15 protein-coding genes are annotated in these 25,040 nt (G+C 34.6%); 8 read left to right on the forward strand and 7 right to left on the reverse strand.

Annotation, left to right across the window (positions count from 1 at the left end):
* Positions 1 to 67: 67 nt before the first annotated feature.
* Positions 68 to 2,335, reverse strand: a complete 2,268-nt coding sequence (locus ACP6PL_RS08175; protein ID WP_426544392.1) for a TRAFs-binding domain-containing protein — start codon at positions 2,333 to 2,335, stop codon at positions 68 to 70.
* A 752-nt stretch (positions 2,336 to 3,087) separates the two neighbouring features.
* Here ACP6PL_RS08175 and ACP6PL_RS08180 point away from each other — a divergent pair.
* Entirely contained in the window at positions 3,088 to 4,476 is a 1,389-nt protein-coding gene (locus tag ACP6PL_RS08180) for a DNA cytosine methyltransferase (RefSeq protein WP_426544394.1), read from the forward strand.
* 242 nt (positions 4,477 to 4,718) lie between these two features.
* Here ACP6PL_RS08180 and ACP6PL_RS08185 read toward each other — a convergent pair whose 3' ends face one another.
* Complete coding sequence (locus tag ACP6PL_RS08185; protein WP_426544396.1) at positions 4,719 to 5,231, reverse strand: hypothetical protein; 513 nt, start codon at positions 5,229 to 5,231, stop codon at positions 4,719 to 4,721.
* A gap of 276 nt (positions 5,232 to 5,507) precedes the next feature.
* Here ACP6PL_RS08185 and ACP6PL_RS08190 point away from each other — a divergent pair, with 276 nt between their 5' ends.
* The 4 genes from ACP6PL_RS08190 (at position 5,508) to ACP6PL_RS08205 (ending at position 9,507) form a co-directional block, all read left to right on the forward strand.
* Positions 5,508 to 6,548 (forward strand): hypothetical protein, encoded by a 1,041-nt coding sequence (locus ACP6PL_RS08190; protein ID WP_426544398.1) that lies wholly within the window; start codon positions 5,508 to 5,510, stop codon positions 6,546 to 6,548.
* A 118-nt stretch (positions 6,549 to 6,666) separates the two neighbouring features.
* Complete coding sequence (locus ACP6PL_RS08195; RefSeq protein WP_426544400.1) at positions 6,667 to 7,122, forward strand: M67 family metallopeptidase; 456 nt, start codon at positions 6,667 to 6,669, stop codon at positions 7,120 to 7,122.
* A 258-nt stretch (positions 7,123 to 7,380) separates the two neighbouring features.
* Positions 7,381 to 8,553: a molybdopterin-synthase adenylyltransferase MoeB gene (moeB, locus tag ACP6PL_RS08200; protein ID WP_426544402.1), complete on the forward strand. Its 1,173-nt coding sequence runs from the start codon at positions 7,381 to 7,383 to the stop codon at positions 8,551 to 8,553.
* A 741-nt stretch (positions 8,554 to 9,294) separates the two neighbouring features.
* Positions 9,295 to 9,507, forward strand: coding sequence for a hypothetical protein (locus ACP6PL_RS08205; protein WP_426544404.1), 213 nt, complete (start codon positions 9,295 to 9,297; stop codon positions 9,505 to 9,507).
* A 445-nt stretch (positions 9,508 to 9,952) separates the two neighbouring features.
* On the opposite strand, the gene ACP6PL_RS08210 is transcribed toward ACP6PL_RS08205, so the two are convergent.
* Entirely contained in the window at positions 9,953 to 10,306 is a 354-nt protein-coding gene (locus ACP6PL_RS08210) for a Dethiobiotin synthetase (RefSeq protein ID WP_426544406.1), read from the reverse strand.
* Between the two features lie 86 nt (positions 10,307 to 10,392).
* On the reverse strand, positions 10,393 to 14,664 hold the full coding sequence (locus tag ACP6PL_RS08215; protein ID WP_426544408.1) for an NACHT domain-containing protein: 4,272 nt from the start codon (positions 14,662 to 14,664) through the stop codon (positions 10,393 to 10,395).
* 170 nt (positions 14,665 to 14,834) lie between these two features.
* Between ACP6PL_RS08215 and ACP6PL_RS08220 the strand changes: the two genes are divergently transcribed.
* Positions 14,835 to 15,497: a hypothetical protein gene (locus ACP6PL_RS08220; RefSeq protein WP_426544410.1), complete on the forward strand. Its 663-nt coding sequence runs from the start codon at positions 14,835 to 14,837 to the stop codon at positions 15,495 to 15,497.
* A gap of 343 nt (positions 15,498 to 15,840) precedes the next feature.
* Positions 15,841 to 16,188 carry a hypothetical protein gene (locus ACP6PL_RS08225; RefSeq protein ID WP_293093285.1) on the forward strand — a complete coding sequence of 116 codons (348 nt, stop codon included), beginning with the start codon at positions 15,841 to 15,843 and terminating at the stop codon, positions 16,186 to 16,188.
* Positions 16,189 to 17,562: 1,374 nt separating this feature from the next.
* Here ACP6PL_RS08225 and mrdA read toward each other — a convergent pair.
* The gene (gene mrdA, locus ACP6PL_RS08230; RefSeq protein WP_426544412.1) at positions 17,563 to 19,356 is read right to left on the reverse strand and encodes a penicillin-binding protein 2; all 1,794 of its coding nucleotides are present in this window, start codon (positions 19,354 to 19,356) and stop codon (positions 17,563 to 17,565) included.
* A 1,673-nt stretch (positions 19,357 to 21,029) separates the two neighbouring features.
* On the reverse strand, positions 21,030 to 21,716 hold the full coding sequence (locus tag ACP6PL_RS08235; RefSeq protein ID WP_426544414.1) for an N-acetylmannosamine-6-phosphate 2-epimerase: 687 nt from the start codon (positions 21,714 to 21,716) through the stop codon (positions 21,030 to 21,032).
* 113 nt (positions 21,717 to 21,829) lie between these two features.
* Here ACP6PL_RS08235 and ACP6PL_RS08240 point away from each other — a divergent pair, with 113 nt between their 5' ends.
* Positions 21,830 to 22,072 (forward strand): hypothetical protein, encoded by a 243-nt coding sequence (locus tag ACP6PL_RS08240; RefSeq protein ID WP_426544416.1) that lies wholly within the window; start codon positions 21,830 to 21,832, stop codon positions 22,070 to 22,072.
* A 228-nt stretch (positions 22,073 to 22,300) separates the two neighbouring features.
* Here ACP6PL_RS08240 and ACP6PL_RS08245 read toward each other — a convergent pair whose 3' ends face one another.
* On the reverse strand, positions 22,301 to 24,898 hold the full coding sequence (locus ACP6PL_RS08245) for a hybrid sensor histidine kinase/response regulator (RefSeq protein WP_426544418.1): 2,598 nt from the start codon (positions 24,896 to 24,898) through the stop codon (positions 22,301 to 22,303).
* Positions 24,899 to 25,040 lie beyond the last annotated feature (142 nt).

Raw genomic sequence — 25,040 nt, forward strand, 5'->3', positions numbered from 1 at the left:
GGTTAAGCGGTAGTGCAACCCAACCTACAACTAACTTCTAACTTCTGACTTCTGGCTTCTGACTTAGTTAACCACCCCCACAACGTCGCACATGATAAGTAGGAAATGTACCATAACTCTTTGCCAAAGGAGTTTTTCCCACATAATCACAAGTAAATTCCTTCACCCCCTCCGAAGCCACCATTGCAGCAAACTCTTGACTCGAATAAACTTTTCCTGGTGGAGTAATAGGTTCAATTCTGGCAGCATAATTTACATGAGTACCACTGTAGGTTGTATCCCCAGTGATGGGATTAGTATATTTATAAACCACCCCTGTATGTAACGCTACCCGTAAATTCAAACTTGCGGGCAACCCTACTTTTTCCCAATCTGTACTCTGAACAAGATCGCATACTTCCAAGGCAAATAAACCCGCATCCCTTACATGAGAGAATACATAATATAAAGCATCTCCCCAAGTATTTTTCATCACTGCTTTATAAGGAGATTTACCCTCAAACTCTGCCACTCCACCGAGAAAATGTTTGACAAATAGACTAATCTGGTTTTCCTTCAACTTAGAATAACTCTTAACATCTGCAAATAACAACGCCATAATTAACCGATTTTCGTCCTCTGCGGCAGAAGTTGGTTGTATGGGAGTTGGTGGTGTGGATAGTGTATTCAATATCTCTACTTTCTTTGTCATCACAGATTGTAAAATCTGCTGAATATCAATTATTTCTACATTATCATTCCATTGTCGCCAAAATTCTACAGCCCTTGCTGTACCACCTATCCCACCAATTTGTTGATTCCAAACAGCCATTGGTATAAGTTCTGTATCCAACTGTTCCGCCCGCATTTTTGCCATCCCGTAGAGAATACTATTAGTGTATTCATACGAAATATTGCTGTTTTCAAGATTATAATGAGTGGGAATAATCACTTCTGTGGCTTTTTCCAAAACTTCATCAAACCGTTCTAGCCAATTGCTATTAGGAATAATATCAATAGAATTTTTGATAAATTGTTCTCGCTCATGGGGTAAGACAATATGAGCCTCTCCTTGAAGTTCATATAACGCTTCCAAAAATAAAATATCACTACCACAAGCTGCTGCTGCATAACCCAATCGAGCATCTAACTGAATCAGGCGATCGCGAATTGCCTGATAAACCTGTAACTCTATTTCTGGTGGAAACCTCGGCGGTGTGCGGCCCGGTTCATCAATCATGTGACCGCTAAATACTACCACTCTAGGAATCTGAAAGCAGCGCTTAATCAATTCCATATCCCCCTGGCGATATTGTACAATTAAAGTAGCATTACGACGAGTCGATCTTAAATCCCCCAATTTCCCCTTAGCTAACTCCACCCCTTGATTATACCAATCTTCTGCCTCTAAGTTTTCTCCTAAAATCAAAGCTACTTCTCCCAAGGTTGCTAGTAACCAATAGTTATCCTCACTCCTCTGGGAAACTGGTGGGAGTTTAGCCAGACATTTTTCCCGTACTTCAACAGCGATCGCCAGTGCTATTTCATTATCTCCCATCAACATTGTCATTGTGGCAGCATTTACCCCTGGATAATAACTTCTCCTGATTTGATAAGCTTGTTGATATCTTTGTGCTGCTAATGCTATTTGTTTACTTCCTTCCTCTGGAACCATCGCTTGCTTCCACAAATCTTTATGAGTCCGAGCTAACAAACTAATAGTTTCTTCATCATTTTTACCTGAATTTACTAATTCTAATAATAAATTATTCGCCCTTTGAGTTGCCCCACTCCGAGCCAAACTTAAAGCTAAAAGTTGTTGTAAACGGGTATCATTAGGCCACTTTCTTAACCCCTCTGATAAAATATCATAAGCCATTAATGGCTCCCCTAGTTTCAGGATATGTTCACCTAAAATCCGAAAAATTTCTGGGTAACGCAAATGTAGATTAATAGTTTCTCTACGAATTGTTTGTAAACTTTTTAAATTTAGTTGAGATGATTTTTTTAAACTTTCTAAAATTAAACACAAATTATTATCATCAAATTCAACATTTTTTTTGTTAGTTTTTTCACACCCTTCGATTCGATAACCCATAGCTAAAAGGGTTTTAATTACTCCCACAGAAATAATCCGGTCATAGTCTTTTTCTGACTCTGATAATTCTTCATAAGGCACTAAACCAGGATGTAATTTTTTGCTATCATCTCTATTTTTTCCGTATTTCCAACCCTCAGAAAGTCGCTGACTTGACCAAATTTCATGGGTATTTTTCGCCAGTAATTCTGTTATTTTTAAATGTTCTGTTGTGAGATTTACCTTGGAAGTATCTATTGGGTCTGGTTTGTAGTTCAAAATCCTCTCCTTCCGGAAATAATAGCTATACCGTTTCACGGAAAGCAAATTTTTTGTTTACCTAGAAGTTAAGCATTCAGCCGTCAGGTAGCCTCTTGCCTCCTCCGGAGGAGGTACGCTTTTCATGTCGCGTAGCGTTAGCGGAGCTTTGCGTCAGCAAAACAGAGGAGCTAACGCTAACAGCTATCAGCTAAGGTATTTAGTATTTAGACTATATATTCAATTTTTCTCAAAGGTAATATAGAGAATATAAAATCTAGATACACAACAGCTGATAATTTATTAACTCATTTATTTGCCTAATTTATTCAAAAAGCTGAGAGCTGAATGCTTACCCTAGAAGACATTTTAACATGGTTTTTTTGTAAATAATTAATTTATTTATCGATCTAATTACTAGAAAAATAAGAATAACCATGTTTTTATAGGACTCAGAAGCAAAAAAAATTACTGTTTAAAAGTTTTTTCAAATTTCTGAAATAAATTAATCCCAAATATGTTTCTATCTATCTAAATTCAAAAGGATAGAATCAAGAGAGTAAAATATCTGAACGAGCTTCTATTTGGATTCTACATTTAAAGGAAAATAGTGAAGATAACTACTATTGCGACTTACACAATTGTTTAGCCCAAATAGAGGCACTACTCTCTTTTTCAGAGGCAAATACATCCATATTTTTCCTTAATCAATCAAAAAAACGGAAAGAGATTGCTATAATGCTAATCCTAGTAATAATCAGAAAAATTGACTAATGTCTGGTCATATCATTAATTCCCCAACCCAATTAAGCTTTTTTAATCTTGAGAAACCTATTAATTTACAAATATATGAACATCGGTTCACTTTTATAGATTTATTTGCGGGTATTGGTGGATTTAGAATTCCTCTAGAAGAATTAGGAGGTAAATGTTTAGGGTATTCCGAAATCGACTCTGATGCAATAAAGGTTTATCAGCAAAATTTTTTGAATAGATATATCAATAATGATGAAAAATATCTAGGAGATATTACTAAAATTTCTAAGTTACCTTGGCAAGTAAATCTGATAGTTGGTGGAGTTCCTTGTCAACCTTGGTCTGTGGCTGGAAAATTACGGGGTTTTGATGATTCTAGAGGAAAACTTTGGTTTGATACGATAAGAGTTGTGGAGGAAAATCAACCTGAAGCTTTTATCTTCGAAAATGTTAGAGGGTTAATTAGTCCAGCTAATCAAAGGTCGTTTGAATTAATTATTCAGAAGTTTAAAAATATTTGTTATCGTGTCTATTACAAGTTACTTAATTCTGCTGATTTTGGATTGCCTCAAAATAGAGAACGAGTTTTTATTGTAGGAATTAGGAAGGATTTAGATATAGATAATTTCTGTTTTCCCGAACCATTGAATTTTCAAGCTAAACTTTTTCAAGTTATTGACGGTCTCCAGGATAATTTTGATATTCAAAAGGCAAAATTATCACCAGATATTTTGTTTAATGGTAATGTTCCAGTATCTAGAAATAGATTTCAGAAAAATGATGAGTTGAATGATTTTTTTGTTTTTTGTGATACGAGAAATGGTCATACAACTATTCATTCTTGGGATCTTATCAAGACAACTAAAAGGGAAAAGTTGATTTGTGAAACTATTCTCAAAAATAGACGGAGAAAAAAATACGGCACTAAGGATGGTAATCCTTTATCTTTTGCCGATTTATCTGAATTAATAGATAATTTGCAAATTCAAGAGTTAAATAATTTGGTGGAGAAGAAAATTATTCGTTATGTTGGGGAACAGGGTTATGAATTTGTCAATTCTAAAAATTCATCAGGAATTAATGGCATATATAGAATATTTTTACCTCATTCAGAAATTGTGCCGACTTTAACTGCTACAGGTACAAAAGATTGTATAGCTACGGTATCTATTAATGGGGAAACTCCAGAGGAGTATAAATCTTTATTTATCAAGGAAATTTATCGGAAGAAAAAATATCGTTATATAACTGCAAAAGACTGTGGCAAGTTACAAGGTTTTCCTACTTGCTTTAGAGCACATAGTAGGGAAAATATTGCTAAGAAACAATTTGGCAATGCTGTATCTATTCCTGTTGTTTATTATTTAGCTAAGTCTTTAGTTAGGTCTCTTGGTTTTGCTGACTAGGTGCAACCTTAGATGAAAGATTTTTTTACTTACAGAGTGGGAGTGAAAATTTGCCCAAGCAGATATTATAGAGGCGATCGCTCGCTCACCCTAAAAAGAGAGAGAATTTTTAGAAAGGTTGGCAGTGCTAGAAATATCAGAATTATTTCCATAACAACCTAACAATGTCAGCCCAAAAGTCAAAGAAGCCAACACCGAACACTAGAGAAAAATCTAGTTAAGCTAAAAAATCATAGTCAAAGCTAACCAAAGTCTTGAGGTTTGTCTTCCTGCAGTTCTACATCTCGGAAAAACTTACGAATAATTTCAACATCAGGCTCTACCTCAATCCACAGACGGGCGCCACCTGCTTGACTTCTGTTAGGTTTATGAGGTCGATAGATGATTTTACAGTTTCCCAAAATTTCTACTTCGTGGCAGCGATCATTTCTGTCTCCTTGTTTTACAGAAATGGCTGGAAGAGAAGTGCCGTGGTCCCGGTTATGGTCAATTTCTCTTCGCAGTACATGGATAAAAGTATTGCCTGTACGGAATCCTTTATTCCAAGTTCCTTGAGGACCTCGACGACCTGGTGTAATTTCTGGCATTCCTCTATTATTTAAAGGAATTACCCAGAACCGTTTAACTTTTTCGGCTCCTTTCAGGCGACCTTGCCTAAGAAGTAACCTGAGTCTAGCGGTAGAAATATTTAGAAGAAAAGCTGCTTCTGTTGTACCAACTTTATCTGGTTTAGTTTCAGTATCTATATCTTTCATAACTATTTCGGAACATATTAAACGTAGAGAAAGTAAGTATTTTTCATCAAATCACAAAGGATGTAATTTGCCAATATTTGATTTTCCAGCGTTGACTTTAATAGTAGTAGGAGATTTTACAATTACCCAGAATCTCAACTTTAAGATAATAGCGATACTGTTTTGGAGTAGATTAAGGATAAACTTGGATAATTATTTACCATCAAACCATAGAGGATTTAATTTGGCAAATAATTTTTGATTTTCTAGTATTGATTTATATGGGAAGAGATTTAGATGTCAAGGGAAAAGTTAATTGTAGACCCAGGTTTTGTGCATCACCGAAAGATACTAACAATTTTACAAGAACAAGGTTCAATTATTAATCAAGAAATTAGGTCGATACCACCAACCACCCCTGAATGGCATAAAAGAGTATTAATTGACCAGATATACACAAGAATATTGATCGAATTCTGTAGGGTAAATGAAGTTAAGACTCTTGAAGAGATTCTTCTAGAAAAACGTGGTAGGCTTTTCTGCTCAATCGTTCAGCTTAAACCTTGTCAGGAAATATATAAAAAGACTGAAAATGACCGTATTGTTTTAGAGCATGAAGCATTTGAAGGAAGTGAATTAGTTATAGAATTACATATAACTGTAGGTCGCGTAACTGGAAGTACATTAAAAGCAGAACTCGGACGCGGTGGTAATTTTGCCGTAATAGCTCAATATTTTGCTTCAAAAGATAATAAATTGATATTTCATCCTTTAGTAATAGGCTTTCCTTACATGGAGGATACTGAAACAGGGGAACTGTCTTGGACTTTATACAGCGACTTTTACAATCTTTATATTGAAGACTTTGATGAATTCTCGAAAGTAAAAGAACAAGATATGCCTGAGGACTTTGAGGAAATGAAGTATATCAAAGAAAATGTTTTTAAAGTCACTTTGGGGAAAATTCTCTCCGAGTCTACCCCTAAAGACTGGGGTGGCGAAACTTCAGACTTTACAACTTCCCATCTACACTACCAAGGGAAACGTCTTAGAGCAGCCTTTTTACTAAAAGGACCCGCTAAGTTCACTCCAATGACCATTAAACACTTGGGTAAGAATGGAGACCAAATTATTAGGCTGGCAAAAGAACCAGTTGACATATTAATTGTTCAACACTGTCACGACATTACATCCTCAGTTATCGAAATGTTGAAAGTTTTTGCAACACAGCCTTCCAATCCAAGGTATTATTGCCTTCTGGATGGCAGAGAATCTCTAAGATTGTTAGAGGCTTACGACCTTAAAAAGTGGGCACTTGATGAATCTAAAAAAGGATAATAAATCCTATTATTTTATTGTATTTAACAACGATGAAACTTAAAACTAAATTTTAGTTATGGCTTCTTTTTTCCTTTTTTTTTCTTCTTACTTTACTATTGCCTACTGATCAAAACAAATGCCCCTAATACTCCCCCTCTCCCACTTCCAAAAAATTTCCACCCATGCCGAAACAGCCTACCCTAATGAATGTTGTGGTTTACTATTAGGTCAGCAAAAGCAACAGACAAAAACAATCATCGAAGTCTGGCCTGCTGAAAATGCCTGGGAAACAGAAGCAGATGAATATTGGCCGGAACAAAAAGAATTTACGGAAGAAAAAAGATATGCTGTATCCCCAGAACTAATGCTCAAAGCAATGAAATCCGCAAGAGAACGCCACATCTCCATCATTGGCATCTATCATTCCCACCCAGACTATCCAGCCATCCCCTCAGAATTTGACCGTACCTACGCCTGGCCAGAATATTCCTACATTATCCTCTCAGTGGAAAAAGGTAAAACTGTTGACTTTCTAAGTTGGTCTCTTGACGATAATCATCAATTTCAACCAGAAGAAATTATTAAAAGATAAGCAATAAGGTATGTAGCAGGTTTAATGTAGATAATTTTAGGAGTTGTATTATCCCAATATGGGAAAGTGAATCAATTTACTAGAGTGGGCTGCACCTGAAATTACGCTTGTGAACTGGAAGACTCCCAGTTTGAAGCAAGAAATAAACATCAAGACTAGCATTACCAGGTTTGACCTAACTTTGCTGGAATTGTTTACATTTTGTACAGTAGAAAACCTCACATAATTTATCTAAGAAATTTTTAGACCTAAATTGTCATGTTAAATCCGAATCTGGAACAAATCCAGTTAAATACAGAAGAGTATCAACGTTATTCGCGCCACCTAATCCTACCAGAAGTAGGATTGGATGGTCAAAAACGTCTTAAGGCAGCTAAAGTTCTATGTATCGGTACGGGCGGTCTTGGTTCTCCACTATTGTTATATCTAGCAGCAGCAGGAATTGGAAATATTGGAATTGTAGATTTCGATATTGTTGATCATTCCAATTTACAACGACAGGTAATTCATGGTACTTCTTGGGTGGGTAAGCCCAAAATTGAATCTGCTAAAAATCGGATTCACGAAATTAACCCTCATTGTCAGGTTGACCTTTACGAAACTAGGATAAGTTCTGAAAATGCTCTAGACATTCTCAAGTCTTATGATGTGGTTGTCGATGGTACTGATAATTTCCCGACTCGTTATTTGGTTAATGATGCTTGTGTTCTGCTGAATAAACCTAATGTCTACGGTTCTATTTTCCGTTTTGAGGGTCAGGCAACGGTCTTTAATTATGAAGGTGGACCGAACTACCGCGACCTTTACCCCGAACCCCCGCCCCCAGGAATGGTACCTTCCTGTGCAGAGGGTGGTGTGTTAGGAATTTTGCCAGGAATGATTGGAGTTATTCAAGCGACGGAAACTATCAAAATTGTTTTAGGTCAAGGTACGACTTTGAGTGGTAGATTATTACTTTATAATTCCTTAGACATGACTTTCCGGGAATTGAAACTGCGTCCTAATCCAGTACGACCAGTTATTGAAAAGTTGATTGATTATGAGCAGTTTTGTGGCATTCCTCAAGCTAAAGCACAGGAGGCAGAAAGTAAGATGGCTATTCCAGAAATGACAGTTCAAGATTTGAAGCAATTATTGGATAGTGAGGCAGATGATTTTGTCTTAGTTGATGTGCGGAACCCCAATGAATATGAAATTGCCAAAATTCCTGGGTCTGTTTTAGTACCATTGCCAGATATTGAGCAGGGTTCTGGTGTGGAAAAGGTTAAGGAATTAATGAATGGTCATCGTTTAATTGCTCATTGTAAGATGGGTGGGCGATCGGCTAAAGCTTTAGGTATTCTGAAGGAAAATGGTATTGAGGGTACTAATCTCAAAGGTGGAATTACTGCCTGGAGTCAGGAAATAGATTCTTCTGTGCCTCAGTATTAATTTATAAGTAGGAAGGAAGAAGGTAGAAGGAATAAAAAAGCTAAAAGTTATATCAATTGCGATAATTAAATTAGTTAGAAAAAATCTTCTTCCTTCTCACCCTGATCTACTAATCGATTTTGAATAACAGTTTCAAAAATTACTCTTATTTTTGGTAATTAGGGGATATCTTGGTTTGGCAATGCAGGAAAATTACATTTGATGGTTTTTAATATTCCCTGATTCCTTACATTGTGAATCAGTCGGCTTCCCTACTCTACTATCTTTTTAATAGTCTCTAGTATTTTGACTCAATATTGATTAATATCAAGTCTGAATTAATTAGTCATAACAACAATTTTCTTCTCTTTCAAGAGAGTATCTTTTCAGAGGAAATGCTGTCAAACAAATTTAATTTTCCCCTGCTCCCTACTCCCTGCTCCCTACTCCCTACTCCCTACTCCCTACTCCCTACTCCCTACTCCCTACTCCCTACTCCCTAATCCCTACTGCCTGTTCCCGAAAGTTTCTATTCTGGGTATTCAAAGAGACATATATAATATAAGGTAAAGTCTGAGAATTTAATTTTTGAGTAGGAGAATCTTAAGTATTTTCTTCCCAAGCAAAATTCAATTTATTGTTGATCCCTAGCAATTGTAAAGGTATTTTACATTTTTATAATATTAGACTCAAAATCGGTAATTATGGAAGCAGGGAGAAAAGGTAAGGCTTCCCTAAATGAATCGACTGGAGGTGAAAGTCATGGTTTTAATTGCACCACAGGCTAAACAATCAAAATTAACTTACAATTTTAATCAACAACTTATGAGTGATCAAGTTTCAGAGAAAGAGGCTACCATAAATAAGCATAGAGCTTGCCAAGATGAGGTAATAGTGGCAAGTTTCTTAGCAGAACTACCTGTAGTTTTAGCATCTCTAGAAAGTATTTCTGAGAAAAGGGATTTCAGGAGATAATGTCAATTAATGTGAATAACTGTGAGTAAAGAACGAGATAAAATTTATTTTTGATCAAAGTTATTTTGCAATATAGAGTCAACATTAATCCCAATAAATTACCAGATTTTCTGAGAAAATTGTGAATCTTTGAAAAGTCTGGTATTTCTGTATTTTGTAATAGATATGGCAGGTGGCTCTTGCCTATCTACAGTCCAGATTAAATTTTGCCTGTTGATTTTTGGCTCTCTTCTGAAGTGAAAATAAATCAACCCGATCGAGGTAAGCATTTAGATATCAGCTATCAGCTAATTACCTTTTTCAGAGGAATTATTATAAAAACATTGAGAGAATTATCTGACCACAGATCCCTGAAAATTATTCCTATTTCCCATCTCCTAATTCTGATACTCTAGTTCAATGCTTTTTGTTGAATGCTAATAGCTGAATTCTTACCGATCAATTATTATTTGGGTTCAGACCAAACTCCAGAAAATATATTTTTCACAGCAATTGAAATTCGTTCAATATCTTCTTTTAAAAGTGGTGGCCACATAACTCCTTTTCGTCTGCCTACTTCAAATAATTTCAAGCTTTCCATTGCCAATAAATATAATCCGGCAACTAATTCTCGGTCTAGAAGAGGGTCGCCTTGTAATGTTTCAAAAGAAATTTTTAGAGCTAACAAAATATTAGTTACTTGACCGGGAATAGGAGGTTTACCTTGGTCGAGACGCATGAGAAAGGCATCTGGGTTAATTTTAGTTTCTAGGGCAGTTCCTTGGTCAATGAGAAATTGACGGGCGGTTTCATAATCCATATTAAAACTAGAGTTGTCTTGATAATATTAATTTTAGTAGTTTCTGATTTACTCTGATAAAAATTTTCACAACCAATTTAGGATTGCTATATTTCATTTAACCAGGTTTCCAGGGCACTTTTGAGATTGGATTGATTTGGTGGGAAACCTCTAAGGGGGGGTTCCAGGGGTGAGTCGGTTAACCAGGCAATATGGATAGCGTTAGTTAGTTTGTGACAAAAGGCAACTGTTTCTGGGTAGGGGTCCCTTTTGTAGAGGATAAGGGAGAGGTGTTTGGTGTGGAGGTGGTTTTTGATTTTGGGGATAAGGCGTTTGAGTTGGGGAGCATTTTTTATTTCTGGAATGTTATCGTCTTTGGGATAAATGGTTTGATGGATTTGATTGTAGATTTCTTGAGCGATCGCTTGTGTGTCGGTTTCGTCTTTTAAAGGAGAGGCGTTGATAAAAATGGGGTGGGTTTTGGTGGTTGGTTGGAGTTGTTTGGAAATGTCGATGATTTGGTTTTCTAGGTTTTGGATGATGGAATTATTGGAGTGCCAGGCGTGGTAAAAGTCTGGGTAGGTCATATTTTGGGAACAGTGCCAGAGAAGTTTAAATTTTGATTCTATTGTGGATGATTTTAAGAATGTATTAATATCAGGATTAATATGACATAGATACATATGATCATATTCATAATCACTAGGATTCTTATCTAAAAAACTACCTTGTAAATAAGTGACAACTTCTCTCATTTTAGAATGAGTCAAAATCTCTATGTAATCATGTACGAAATTGTTATTAAAAATTTTAACTAAAGTGTCAACTTGTATGGAATTACCTTTGTCAATCTTTCCTAAAATTTTAATTGCTTTACTAATTTCTCGACATCCAGAAGAAATAGAAGAATCAAGGCATCTGATTAAAATCTTGATTGCTATAGGTTTACCTTCTGGTATTTCAGCAAGTACCTCTGCTATTTGAATAATTATTTCTTGTTGAATAATTATTTCTTGATTAGAAAACTTATTTTCTATAGCTTCAATTGATTTTATTAAAGTATTACATTCTATAGGTTTACCTTCTGGTATTTGACTAAGTATTTGTGCAAGTATAATGATGGTTTTCTCATCATTAGAGGAGTTAATTAGTTGAACAAGAGTCTCTATAGCTTCAATTGATTTTATTAAAGTATTAATTCCTATAGGTTTACCTTCTGGTATTTGACTAAGTATTTGTGCGATTATAATTATAGTTTGCTCATCATTAGAGGAGTTAGTTAGTTGAACAAGAGTCTCTATTAATCTTCGATAGGATTTACCAAGCTCAATTAAGCTATCAGCAAATGATTTGTTAGAGAATTCTTTCTTATTACTAGGGTTTTGGATAAATTTTTCTATTGCTTTGAAGACAAGATTATCATTCTTAGCAATTTTACATAAAACTTGAGCAATCCTAGATTTGTCAGTATACTTAGTTGTGTAAGATTCATTGCTAAACGGTGAACCTAATTCTTCAGGGATGTTAATGATCTTAATTAAACCTGAAACAACTAACTGATAATATTGAGGTGTTCCTATTAAAATTTCTGATATTTCACAGACCCTAGATATATACAAAGAATTTTGGAGAGAATTTGGATTTTCTACAACCTTTTGAAAGAAATCAGCGATAACAGGAAGAGTAAAAGTCTTATCTTGATCTAGTTTATTTAATTCTAAAGCAGCATCAAAGCGTAAATTTGAATCATGTGTTTTTTCAATTAAATTACTTAATTCTATAATAATTAGAGAAGAATAATTTTTAAACTCAGATGATAACTCTTTATCGTCAGGAAAAAACCATTCTTCATCGGTTAACATTTGTGCTATGCACAAAAGAACATTAGGATCTGTTTGAAGTACATTAGTCAAAGCTGTGATAGCTAATGGATTATATTTACACATTCTTAGCAAAACTTTTAATAGATCTTCTATATAGTTATGAATATCAGCATATAAAAAAATGGAAATAATTTTAGGAATAATTATAGGATTATGTTTGTCAATTTTTGCCAAAGCTTCTACGGCAGTTATCACAAGATAAATATCGGAGTTATTTTTAATGAACTCTATTAAAAATTTTATAGCTAATTGATTACCTACAGAAAAATATCCCATAAGCTCAATCAATGCCCTGTCCTCATTTTTAGACAATAATTCTAATAAACAATTTGTGATATCAATACTATTTATTTCTATTAATACATTGTTTGTGTTGAAAAAATTAATCATATAAATTATATCATTTCTACCATCATAAAATTCTAATTTAATTAACATTGCTACAATCTTCAGATAATTATGATTGTACTTATCAATTTGAATCAACCGTGATGTAATCAAATTTCCTCCCCGCCTATTTGGAAATTGATACTTTTCATATAAATGTTTATATTCAGTAGCTAATTCCATCAAAAATTCACCTTCTTTAGCAAAATTTATATTTAAAAGTGCTATTTTTGCTGCTTCAAAGATGGGTTTGTTGAAATTAACCCAAGAGTGAGTTTTATTATCAAAGCAACCATAAGTCCATTTAATAAGTTGTCTAACAATTTCCTCAACCTTGGAATAATTTTGAAATTCAGCAATACCTAATGCTCCTAAGAAATAAGCTCTATACCAATAAAAATTTCCACAACCATCATCAAACTCAACTAATGCTTTAATCAACTCTTCTTTCTCATCTTTTTCCACATCACAATCATCTCGCCCTAACCATAACAAAAATACTTCCTTCCACTGTGACTCAAAAATCCGATAAGTTCCCCTATCGGGATTTTCAGGAATATGATTTAAGAAAAAATAGCGATCGTCTATATTTATCGCTGCAAAATATTCTTGAAATGTAGGATGGAAAAAAGCATAAACCTCTTCATCAGGATTTTCTTCAGCTACCCCTACTTTATTTAACCAACCTAACTTCATTACCAACTTAAATAGTGGAGTATCAACATTACCTAAGACCTTACAAACTTCCCGATGAGTTAACCGAAATCTAGAAGAATTTTTATCTATTGCCTTAACTGCTAATTCTCCTAAAGCAACTTCCAATTTTTCCCTTGCCTCTGACTTAGTAGCAAAAGGATAGGGTTCCCATTCTTTCCACTCATAAAAAACTTCAACAAATCTTTTATATAATCCTGCTTTTGTCTCAGGCAAACTCCCTTGCCTTTTTTGCCAAAACCAACATAATAATGTCAACCGCAAAGGATTTTTGATTAAGTCTCGAATCCTTTCTTTTCCTGATTTTTCTAACTCATTTTGTATGTTTTCCCCTAACTCCAAATTTTTAATAAACCATTTACAAATAAATTCCTTAACCTGCTCTGAATTAAAATCTAAATTACGATAAGCATCAAAACTTTCCAAATAATTTTTACCAACATCCCAAACATTCAAACGACAAGTCAATATTATTCGTGCTGAAGCAACCCAACCAGATATTTGATAGTTGATAAATTGCAAAGGATTTTTCACTCCCATTTCATCAACACCATCTAACAGTAACCAGACTCGCCCTTGGTTAAATAATTCAACTAAAGCATCTTCCAGATCGGGAGTAACTCGCCCTACTTTCAAAGCATTTTTTAACCAGACTTTTGACAAATAATCTTCTATACTTTTCTCCTGCAAATCTGCCAGAGAAATCCAAATCGCCACATCTTCAGTTTGTGCAAATATCCAATCAGCTATTGTCTGTAACTTGGTAGTTTTTCCAGCACCAGGTTCTCCAATAATTGCAATTTTTCTACCTTGACTTTTCGGACTATTTCCTTGAGCGAGAACTTCTGTAAAAAACTCACTTTGCTCAAACTCTCTAGTAACTTCGTATTCGTTAGATTCTCCATCTGTGGGAAAATTTTTATTGATTTTTTGTTGTTTTTTCCTTTCCATTAATCCGAGACTGATACAAACATCTTTGTACTCGAATGTTGTGCCGTCTATATTTGTAAGAGGGTTAGTTGTTAAGCGTTGTTTTTGAGCAGAGATTAATATTTCTTGGCAAACTTGGCGAGAATTATTGAGCAGTTTTTCAACAGCTTCAGAGTCATTAATCTTTGATTGAAATGTATCAGTAGGTGGATACCAACCCTCAACAATATCCGCAGGATATAAGTCTAAAACATTAGCGATCGCTTCAACTTTTTCTTCTCCAATTTTATATTTACCATTGCCCCAATGAGGATTAAAAAATCGTTTGACTATATCAGTATCTACATAAGCTTTTTCAGCAATTTGTTCATAATTAGTAAAACCTTTATTAGTCTTAGCTTGTTTTAGTTTTTTAACTCCTTCTCCACTAGCTAAAAAGCCACGCCTTCTTTTTTCTTGATTCATTATTTTCTAATTAATTTAATTCAGACTACTAATATTTTAACTAAATTTAAAAATAGTGAAAAGTGCAGATAAGTGCAAATAAGTGATTCAATTTTCGTACTTACTATCCCTGTTCAAAAATATTTAATCTCTATATTCTCAAATCATAGAGTTCAAAAACAACAAATTTTATGCAACAAACCAAACAACTACCACATTATTACGCAAAACCAACATGGGAAAATAACATCGGATATCTCGTAGATTCTCGTGGAAATCGTCTCCCAGGAATTACAAGCATCCTGGAAACTACCAAACCCAAAACAGAAAAACAACGCCTAATTAACTGGCAAAAAAAAGTAGGCAAAACTCAAGCTAACCAAATTTCTCAAACTGCTAGAAAACGTGGCATTCTCATCCATAAACAAATCCAAAATTATCTCCAAAATAAACCCATATCCTGTCCCCCCACTATCGAAACATATTGGGATAAAATTTTACCTTTCTTAGAAAACATTCACGAAATTAAACTCCTAGAAGGCCACGTTTTCCATTATTATGAGGGTTACTCCGGCAGGGTGGACTGTGTTGCCAGTTTCTACAATATTCCGTGCGTCATAGAATTTCAATCTGCTAATCGAATCAAACCTCTTGCTGACGAACCGTTACAACTGGCAGCTTATTGTGGGGCAATTAATCGTCAATATGGCCTCAGACTCAACAACGCTTTACTAATAGTGACCACTCCCCAAGAAACTAACGCCACTTGGTTTGAACCAGATGAAGTTATGAAATATTGGCACCAGTGGCAACAACGAGTAGCGGATTTTTGGCAATTACAGGGTGTAGCATGATTTACCACTTTTGTATCCTTTTGTCATCTTTGTTAAGCTGGATTTAGTAGTCTAAGTATTTCTGAAGAAAAATTAATTAATCCTTTTGCCCATTAAAGGATAAAAAAGTCTATTTATTCTATCTGTGGGTTTTATCAGGATTTATTTTTCATCCTTCTGAAAATTTATTTAGAACATTATTAGGAACAGTTACCTCTCTCTCTAGAGATTTTAATAAGCTGTTCCAGCTACTGTTTTTTTTTGCAGAAAAATTAGTCTATTTCTAGACCCCCATTAAATTCAACTATGGTTAAATTTTTGCTTGTGATTTTCTTAGTAAATTTACTGAACAAGGATAATGAATATGAATCACCAACTCAGTCTAGTGCTTCAAAATGACCTAAACATTGAAAAATTAGGTTCTATTTCCGCAGTACATAATCCTAAAGATACTAATCATTTAGAACGCCGACAACAACAACGTGCTATTAGTTTACCCATGATTAAAGTTGCTATAGTTTATGGAAGTAGACAATTTAGTTATGGAGCTGTGACTTATACTTTGACGGATAAAAATTTACGCAGAACTCCTTATAGCAGATTTATAGATGTACTGCGGGGATTGAGAGTTGTCTGTGTTAATGGGTTACCAAATCCTAAAATTATGACCGCTTATTGGCATAATAAAACTAAGCGAAAAGTTCACAGATAGCTATCTATACTGTAATTTATTGAGTAAAAAATTGGGTAAATTTGATGATTTGGTAAAACTCGCTTAAATGGTGTTAGTTAAAAATAATTTGGCAAAATACAAATTCTACCATGCACCACTTTTGCGAGTACCATATTGTAATATTATCTTGGTGAATTTGCGGTATAATACTAAATCTTCCACAATATTTGCTACATTTCCTAAAAAAAGCTTTTAGCTGGTAGGTGTTATGGAAGAAAAATAGACTCTAAAATTTAAGATTTTCAACAATTAATAATTAATTCTTATCTCTTCTTATAAAGAATAGGATTGGGCTAAAAAGAATTTTTTTCTCCATGAATGTAGAGGATTGATACCTTGATTTTTCGGTAATAAATTAAAGTAATAAATAAAAAACTGCATAACCTTATCATAGAATAACTAATTAAGCACCATTACAAAATTGTTTACCTACGCTAATTTGATGTGAGCCATACAGTCTGACAAAGTGTTTCATTAATTCAGGTAGCATCGGTATTGTAAGGTAAGGAAGAAGGAAGAAGGAAGAAGGAAAAAAGGTTTAAAAGCTTGGAAAAACTTAAATTTCCTGTAGATATTCACCCTAGCTTTTACGCAAACGATAACAGCGGACATGATATCACTTGCTTTCGTTGATGGCCTACTGATGATTTGTCAAGTGCTTGAAGAGTAGCGTTGCGTAGCAATATCACTCCGGGTAATTATTTTTCTTCCTCCTCTATTATAAACAAACGATGCTACCGGAGATGATATCAGGGTTTTCTAGTATCGGCAATCTAAATTGATCGCAACCGATTTATATTAATTACCAGAAACTTTGCTATATTTTTATTTTCTCTTTCTAAATACTATCTGTTGGAGTGAATGCTGGGTATTTGGTAACTTTTGTTAGGAATGAACGTTATTTTTTTTATATTCTAATACCATTTCTGATAGCGTAGGTCCTCTGTAAGAGGCATAGTAATATGATGTGCCCCCTCCGGGGGAGCTACGCTAACGGATAATCACTTATAATAAAGTTTTTGTTTGTAGTAGAGCTTCAGCCAGAACTGTAAATAGGGCTGAAGCCCTACTACGAACTGTAATTATAATAACTATTTAACCGTTAGCGTAGCTCCCCCGAAGGGGGCACATAATATAATGCTATATTTGATTGCCATCTCCCCACTCCCCATCTCAAGGATATATAGCAAACTTTTTGAGATTTGGTATAAGTATAGCATAGCAGTAATTTTTTTTAAATTGGTATTAGTTATGATAAAAATTCGTTCTCTAGTGCTACCAGAGAACGAAAAATAATTATCCAGTTGGAGGAAAGATGTTAAAACTCCACACTTAAGATCAAGGTTTGATTTACTATTTTCCTTTATTAGCAAAATAGGTATCAAAAATTGCTTTGGCAATAGGAGCAGCTCCTACCGAACCATAACCACCACCTTCAACTGCAACCGCTACAGCAATTTCAGGATTATAAGCAGGTGCAAAACCTATATACATTGCATTATCAGGTTGCCCGGGAAGTTCCACTGTACCTGTCTTACCCCCAGATAATGGAATAGTACCATCATTTAACCGCCGAGCAGTACCCTTCCTGACTACATCAATTAATCCTTCCCGCACTGTATTAATAGTTGCAGGTTTTAACCCAGTCTTGATTGATTTAGTAGCAGCAGTATTAGTTTGAGAAGCCAATAAATGAGGCTGTACTCGATACCCACCATTAGCGATCGTACTTACCATGACTGAAGATTCTAAAGGTGTCACTAAAACCAAACCCTGTCCTATTCCCATCGTCACAATATCAGCAATATGCCAAGGTTCCCCGTACATTTCTTCTTTTTCCTTGGGAGTAGGGATTTGACCATGATTACCATCTAATCCGAATAGTTTTAAGTCAATACTGCCACCAATACCTAACTCTCGCCCCCACTTAGAAATTTGTTCTGGACCAGTTTTTACACCCACTTGATAGTAAAATGTATTGCTACTGTAAGCTAAAGCATCCCGAAAACCAATTACTCCATAACCGCCACTATGCTCATTAAAGGTGATACCACCAATAGTGACAGCATTGTAAGTTCCAACTTTGGAGTTAGGAGAATATTTACCAGACTGGAGTGCTGCCACAGAAGTAACAGCTTTGAAAGTGCTGCCTGGTGGATAACCCTGGAGAGCACGATTCAGAAAAGGTTTGCTTGCACCTTGGAGACGTTGCCATTTTTCCCTTGTCATTTGGCCAGCGAATATACTGGGGTTAAATGTAGGTCCGCTTGCCATTGCTAAGACTTCCCCTGTTTTAGGGTTAATGGCAACTGCAGCACCCCTGCGATTTCCCAGTGCTTTTTCTGCAGCTTTTTGGATATCGAGATCGATAGTTAATTTTACTGGTTTGCCTGATGTGGGGTTTTCTACTCCCAACTCTTGAATTTCGTTACCTTTAGCATCAACTTCAATCAAACGATTACCCCAAACACCTTCCAATGCAGAATTTGCTGAACGTTCGATTCCCATTTTTCCCACGATCATTCCCATTGGGTATTTGGGGTTAGCGATTAATTCTTCTTTGGTTGCTTCGCCAGTGTATCCAATTAAATGAGCTGCTAGACTGCCATGAGGATAGTGACGAAAGTTTTCAGTACGAAGTTCTACTCCTCTTGTCTCACCAGCTTTTTCTGCTAATGCTACAAAAGTAGAACGATCTATATTTGAGGTGATTCTGACTGGTAAGGGGGAGTTATAGCCAGTTGCCTCTAATTTGTTGATAATATCAGTAGCTGGAATGTCTAAGATTAGACTAAGTTCCGTTGCCATCTCCAACCATTTTGTGGGTGTGTATTCTTGAGGCCATAAATATACAGAACGAGAGAGACGGTTACTTGCTAATATTCTGCCTTTGCGATCGTAAATTGTACCACGACTGGCTGCTACTGGCATTAGGCGAATGCGGTTGTTTTCTGCACGTTCCCGGTTATATTCTCCCTGAACTAATTGTAATTGCACTATACGATAAGCATTGATTCCAATAAAGTTGGTAATCACTAGCATCATGATGAATGCTTGCACTAACCTATGATGTTTCGATCTAGTTTGTTCTACTGTGCCTCTGCCAAGGTAGGGAAATTTGGAATATAAGCCAAAATCTTGAGTCATTTTTACTGTATGAGTGTTTTATCTTTATTTTTCTTTGCACCCTGCTTTTCCTCCGGAAGATTAACCACTTTTTGTGTATATTTTTTATGTGGTGAATTACCAATTATTTAATTATATATTTTTGCCTCATAGTTCGTAGTATAGATTACGACATTTTCACATTAACTAAAAGTGTATAGTTACTCAATATTTTAACAAAAACAAACTTTTTCTGAGAGCAAGTTTGACAGAAAATTAAATTTATTCAACTACGATAAAACCATTAAATGCATACTTCAACAAGAATGTTACAGGCTATTTCATGTAAGTTTGCTACAGTGATTCTAGTAAATTGCCTCAACAAGAATTAAAACTTTATTCTATACTTCAATAACTATTTAAAAATCTAGTGCTACTGTACATCATAAACCTATAATTATCTCTATCAATAAGCTTGAGTAAAAATGGTTTTATTTTAATTTTTATTTGACTAAAAATAGAAAATGAAGACAAGACAATACTTAACTTTTATTTCTGCTAACTTAGTCCGACTAACTCCTGACTTATAAGCAGTCGCCTAAATATTTATAACAAAAATTTATCAAGTCTGGTATTTAGATGTCTACAGAAAATAAATAAGTTTTTTCTTAAAATACCTGAGAGATATTACAACTAAATTAAAGCTGTTTATAAACTCACATTATTAATCTTTTTTCATGCTTAATACCAATTATGTGAAAATATCTTACCGAATAATAATTAATTATTAATTATTAATTAAATAATTCAGGTTCAAAGCCTCCTCTTTCAAGAGGAAAAAAGGGGTCGAAAGATGGCTAGGTTTCCCGCTCTTGCAGAGCCGCTAACGCTTTTCATGTCGGCGACAGCCGAAGTGCGAAGTTGTGCGCCAGCTAAACGCCATATCCAATCTCCCCTTGAGAAGAAATAATATTTCCTTATATTCAATCAAGAGCGGTTTTAACCAGAGGTAATTATCAATTATCCATTATCAATTAATGAACTCTTATAGGAAATGTTTTGAAGTTGTAGATGTCCACTATCATTTATCTATACGAAAATGGCTATAAATAGGGTTTAAAGATCAAATGTTCAAGCATTTACAGATAAAATTTTAGCTTTTTTGACTATTTAAAAATACAATAAATTAGTTCTAAATAGCTTATAAATTTAGTATTTTGGGTTAACGTGAGGCAAAAAAAATTAAGGGATAATTCTTTCTGATACTTTATCTAAATTCCCCATTATTCCTGACTTCTGTACGAGCGATTTCCTACGGAATGCCAACACAAACGCGACATGAAAAGCGTTTGCATAGAATTCCGATAGGAAAGCTTTGCAGAATGCAAAACGTGAATCGCCCTTACTACTCCTGGCGACTAGCCTCACCTATAAAACTTTTTCAGCAAATGCTAAATATACCTTTTAAGTGACTAGGCAAAATTAATTACTTAATTTTATTACCTGTGATTTTTACAAAATCAGTTTGTTCAGCACCTAGAGTGTGTGTAATTAATTTTGCATAATATCATGTCCGGATAATTAGTGATAAAAAAATGTTCTCCTTTTTATACTTTCTTTCTCCCCTCTTGCCTCCTGACTCCTGACTCCTGACTCCTGACTCCTCCCTTCTCCCTTCTTATTTATAACTATTCAACCGGACATGATATAACTACTTAAGAGATTATCTCAATTTTGTAGGCTTTAACTTTACTATCAATTCCTGTAATATCAGTTCCTACAACAACAGCATAAGCTCCTAAATTCATAGCTTTTTTTGCCATTGTTGGAGAAGCAATACCCCCTTCACAAATTGCTGGCGTTTCCAAATTTTCTACTATCTGTTTTAACAGTTGAAAACCAGGGGGAATTTCTGTTTTTGTTAGCTCAGTATAACCATACAGAGTAGTCGCAACAAAATCCGCACCTGTTCCTGCTGCTAGTTTTGCTGCTTCTATAGTATCTACATCTGCCATTACAGCTTTTCCTAACTCTTGATGAATTTGGGTAATTAATGTGGCTAAAGTTTCTTCTCCAGGACGTTCTCTGAGAGTAGCATCAATAGCAATAATATCTGCTCCAGCTTCGGCGATCGCTACTGCATCCGAAAAACGAGGGGTAATATAAACTTCACATCCTGGTATTTGTTGTTTCCACAAACCAATAATGGGCTGAGTAATTCTCTGTCGCACTGCCCGAATATGGGATGGGGTATCTATTCTAACTCCCACCGCACCTTGATTTATAGATGTTTGTGCCATTGCAGCAATAACTTCTGGATGATGTAAAGGGGAGTCAGTGGGAGCTTGACAAGAAACTATTAAACCTTTGGGTAATAGTAGATTAGGATTTTTATTAGTCATAATCAAAGAATTATTTTGTAGTAATTAATATTGATAATTTTAGAGCTATTTGAAGTACAATAAAATAGTTTTTAGGATATTTTTATTCTAATTAGAATTGCTAAACTCACGAGATGGGTAATAAGCAACAGGGAAATAAAAACATAATAAAAAAGAGAAAAAAATGTTTAACTAGCTATGAGCTTTTCCTTTGGAATGCTACGCAAACAGAATTTAGCTGGAGCGCTAAAAATTCAAGAATAACAGTCCCCCACTATAGAGCAAAAAAATTAGTGGTGCGCTTTTTATGGGGATTTGTAGATGCGGAGCGACTTCTCTTTAGTCTAATTATACACCTTGAAAATGCTGACTGCTGAAGTGCTGATAACTGACTGCTACTTCAATATTTTAGAATTTCGGGGATTTATATTTTATTGTAAGAATAAATCATAAATTAAGATGTCACTGCATAAGCATAAATTTAGTATTATCTCTCCCTTCCCTCCTGGCTTTTATTAATCGACTATTAATTGGTGGTAGTCTGTATGTCAAAATATTTTTACTTCTGTAACCTCCGCTGAATTATATCTGTTATATTCTGTCTTCTAGCATCTGTTTGAATTAGTTAGTAATGCTATCATTTTACTCAATAAATATTCGAGATTAATTGGTTTAGTCAAACATTCATCCACACCCGCAGCATAATAATATTCCCGATTTATTTCTGTATTTAAATTAGTTAATGCCAAAATTTTAATATTTTTAGTGCTGCTTGTTGTGCATAACTGCTGAATAATATCTACACCATCAATTCCTGGCAAGTGCATATCTAAAATCACAGCAACAGGCTGCAACAAAATAATTTGCTCCACAGCAGTAGAGCCTTCTATTATCCAAACAACTTTTAATCCTGCTGCTGTCAAAATATCACAAATAATTGTGGCAATATCTTCTTCTTGTTCAATCAATACTACCGTACCTTGTAAGGATAAAATATTTGATGTACTTTCTCCTTTTTGTTTAAGTTTTTCATTTGCTAATTTCAGGGGTTGTGCTGGCAGTTTGACTGTAAAAGTAGAGCCAATATTTACAGTAGATTCTACTTCAATAATTCCACTATGAAGTTCAACTAATTGCTTGGTTAAAGCTAGACCTAAACCAGTACCACCTTGTTGACGATTATAAGGAGAATCTAGTTGTTGAAATTTCTTAAATAATAGTGGTTTTTGCTCTTGAGAAATTCCCATCCCAGTATCTTCTACTTGAAAAATTGCTGTTTCTCGATCTCTCATCACTTTCAGTCTAACATTTCCCCCACTAGGAGTAAATTTAATTGCATTGCTGAGAAGATTAAATAGAATTTGTTTAACTCTTCTTTGGTCAGCTGTAAATTTATCTAGCTCTGGACTTACATTCTGTTCAACAATTAATTTTACTTCATTTTGTTTGGCTTTTTCTCTAAAATTTTGCCAAAGTTCATAAGTTAGTTTAGACAAAGAAAATTCACTAATTTTTAAGACTGTTTTGCCTGCTTCTACTTGAGATAAATCTAGAATATCATTGATTAATTCTAGGAGATGTTCTCCACTATCATGGATTGTTTGTAAATAGTTTCTTTGCTTTTGTATTGGCATGATTTTTGCTCCCCTATTACCATAAGACCATTGTAAAAGAGTTGAAGAAATACCAATAACACAGGTAAGAGGGGTGCGTAATTCATGGCTCATTGTCGCTAAAAATTCACTCTTAGCACGATTAGCTGATTCGGCACTTTGAAGTGCATCATAAAGGTCTTGGGTTCGCTCAACTACACGTTTTTCTAAAGTTTGTTTTTGCCTTTGCAATTCTGCATATAATTGAACTTGATAAATAGCGATCGCTAGATGTTCTGCAATTTCTTTGAAAAATCTCTTTTCATTGTCTTGCCAATCTCGCTCAGAACTTTGATGGGCAATTAATAATCCCCACAATTTTTCATCAACTATAATTGGTACTACTAATTTTGCTTTGATGTGATGTTGTCGCATCAATTCTAGTAGACAAGGAAATTTAGCATAAGCTATTTCGACATCAGGTATGGCATGAACAGAGCTTTTACTATATTTCATTCTAGAACTTTTAGGAGGAAAAAAGCAGTTTTCTGCCTCACTTAAACCTAATACAGAAGAAATTTCATTGGATGCCAAAGCTTCATACTTTACCGAGCCTTTTTCTTGATTTACTACTGTAATATTATTTGTTAAGAATAAAGGATGATTAAATTGGTAAATCAATAATCTATCAACTTTGAGAAAGTTTCTCACCTGTTCCACAGCAGTTGATAAAATTTCTGGTAATTCTAAAGTTTGGCGAATTTGAGTTGTAACTTGATTTAGGAGTTTTTCTTGTTCTATTTGTTGGTGTAGAGCTGTCTCAATAGGTTTACATACTGATGGATAATGTTGATTATTCAGCCCTGAATCTGATGATGATAATTGATTATTTTGTAGTAAATTAGTTTTTGTGACTAATTCATTATTAGGAGTATATATACCATGAATATTAACGGTTGAATCATTTATTGATAGTAAATTTGATAGATTAGAATAATCTTTTTTTTGTTTATTTTTTTTAGGATTTTCTAGCTGTAAAATAGAATCCATATTTTCCCTAGAAGTCAATAGTTTAAGTAATTTTAAGGTGAATTCGCTCTGAAGATTAGCATTATTGACTTTGAGATTATTTATTCTAGATTTAAGTTGAGATATAATTATTGATTGACTTTTGTCTTTCTCTAGTCGATTAATAATTTGGGATACAAAAACTTTAATTGCTTTTGGGTCAAAAGTTAAACCCACATTGAATTGTAAATTTTCCACATTTCCCCTTTTCAAGGGAAAGCTAAAAGAGTTAGATTGGAAATTATAATTTTTTTGTTTTTGTTCTCTTCTCTGGCTTTGATTGTTTGATAACTCCTTAACTACTTTGCCCCACAAAAGTCCATTAAACTCCTTTGAAATAACTGCTGTGAACTTTACCCCTGGGAACATCAGGTATTGAGTAGTGGCAAATATATCTTCTGTAATAACTATGCTTTCTAGACCTTGAGATGTCTGTTGTAATAGCTGACTCAATAGCTCAAGTGTATTCAAAGGCAAAGTTAAGCTTGGTTTTGCAGGTGGAAAACTGGGCATTTCCCTAGTTGTCTTGTATGAAATGGCCATAATACTATTCCGGAGCAGGACAGGACAAAGAGTATTGTTTGTGCAATCATCAAACACCGATTAGATTTTAGATTTTTGCACCTAACCGTAAATTAATCCAAGCTAACATATCCTCATAAAATATTTTTCATACAGCTTATTA

It is taken from the genome of Dapis purpurea BLCC-M126, from assembly GCF_050015975.1.
In the GTDB taxonomy this organism is placed as follows: Bacteria; Cyanobacteriota; Cyanobacteriia; order Cyanobacteriales; family Microcoleaceae; genus Trichodesmium.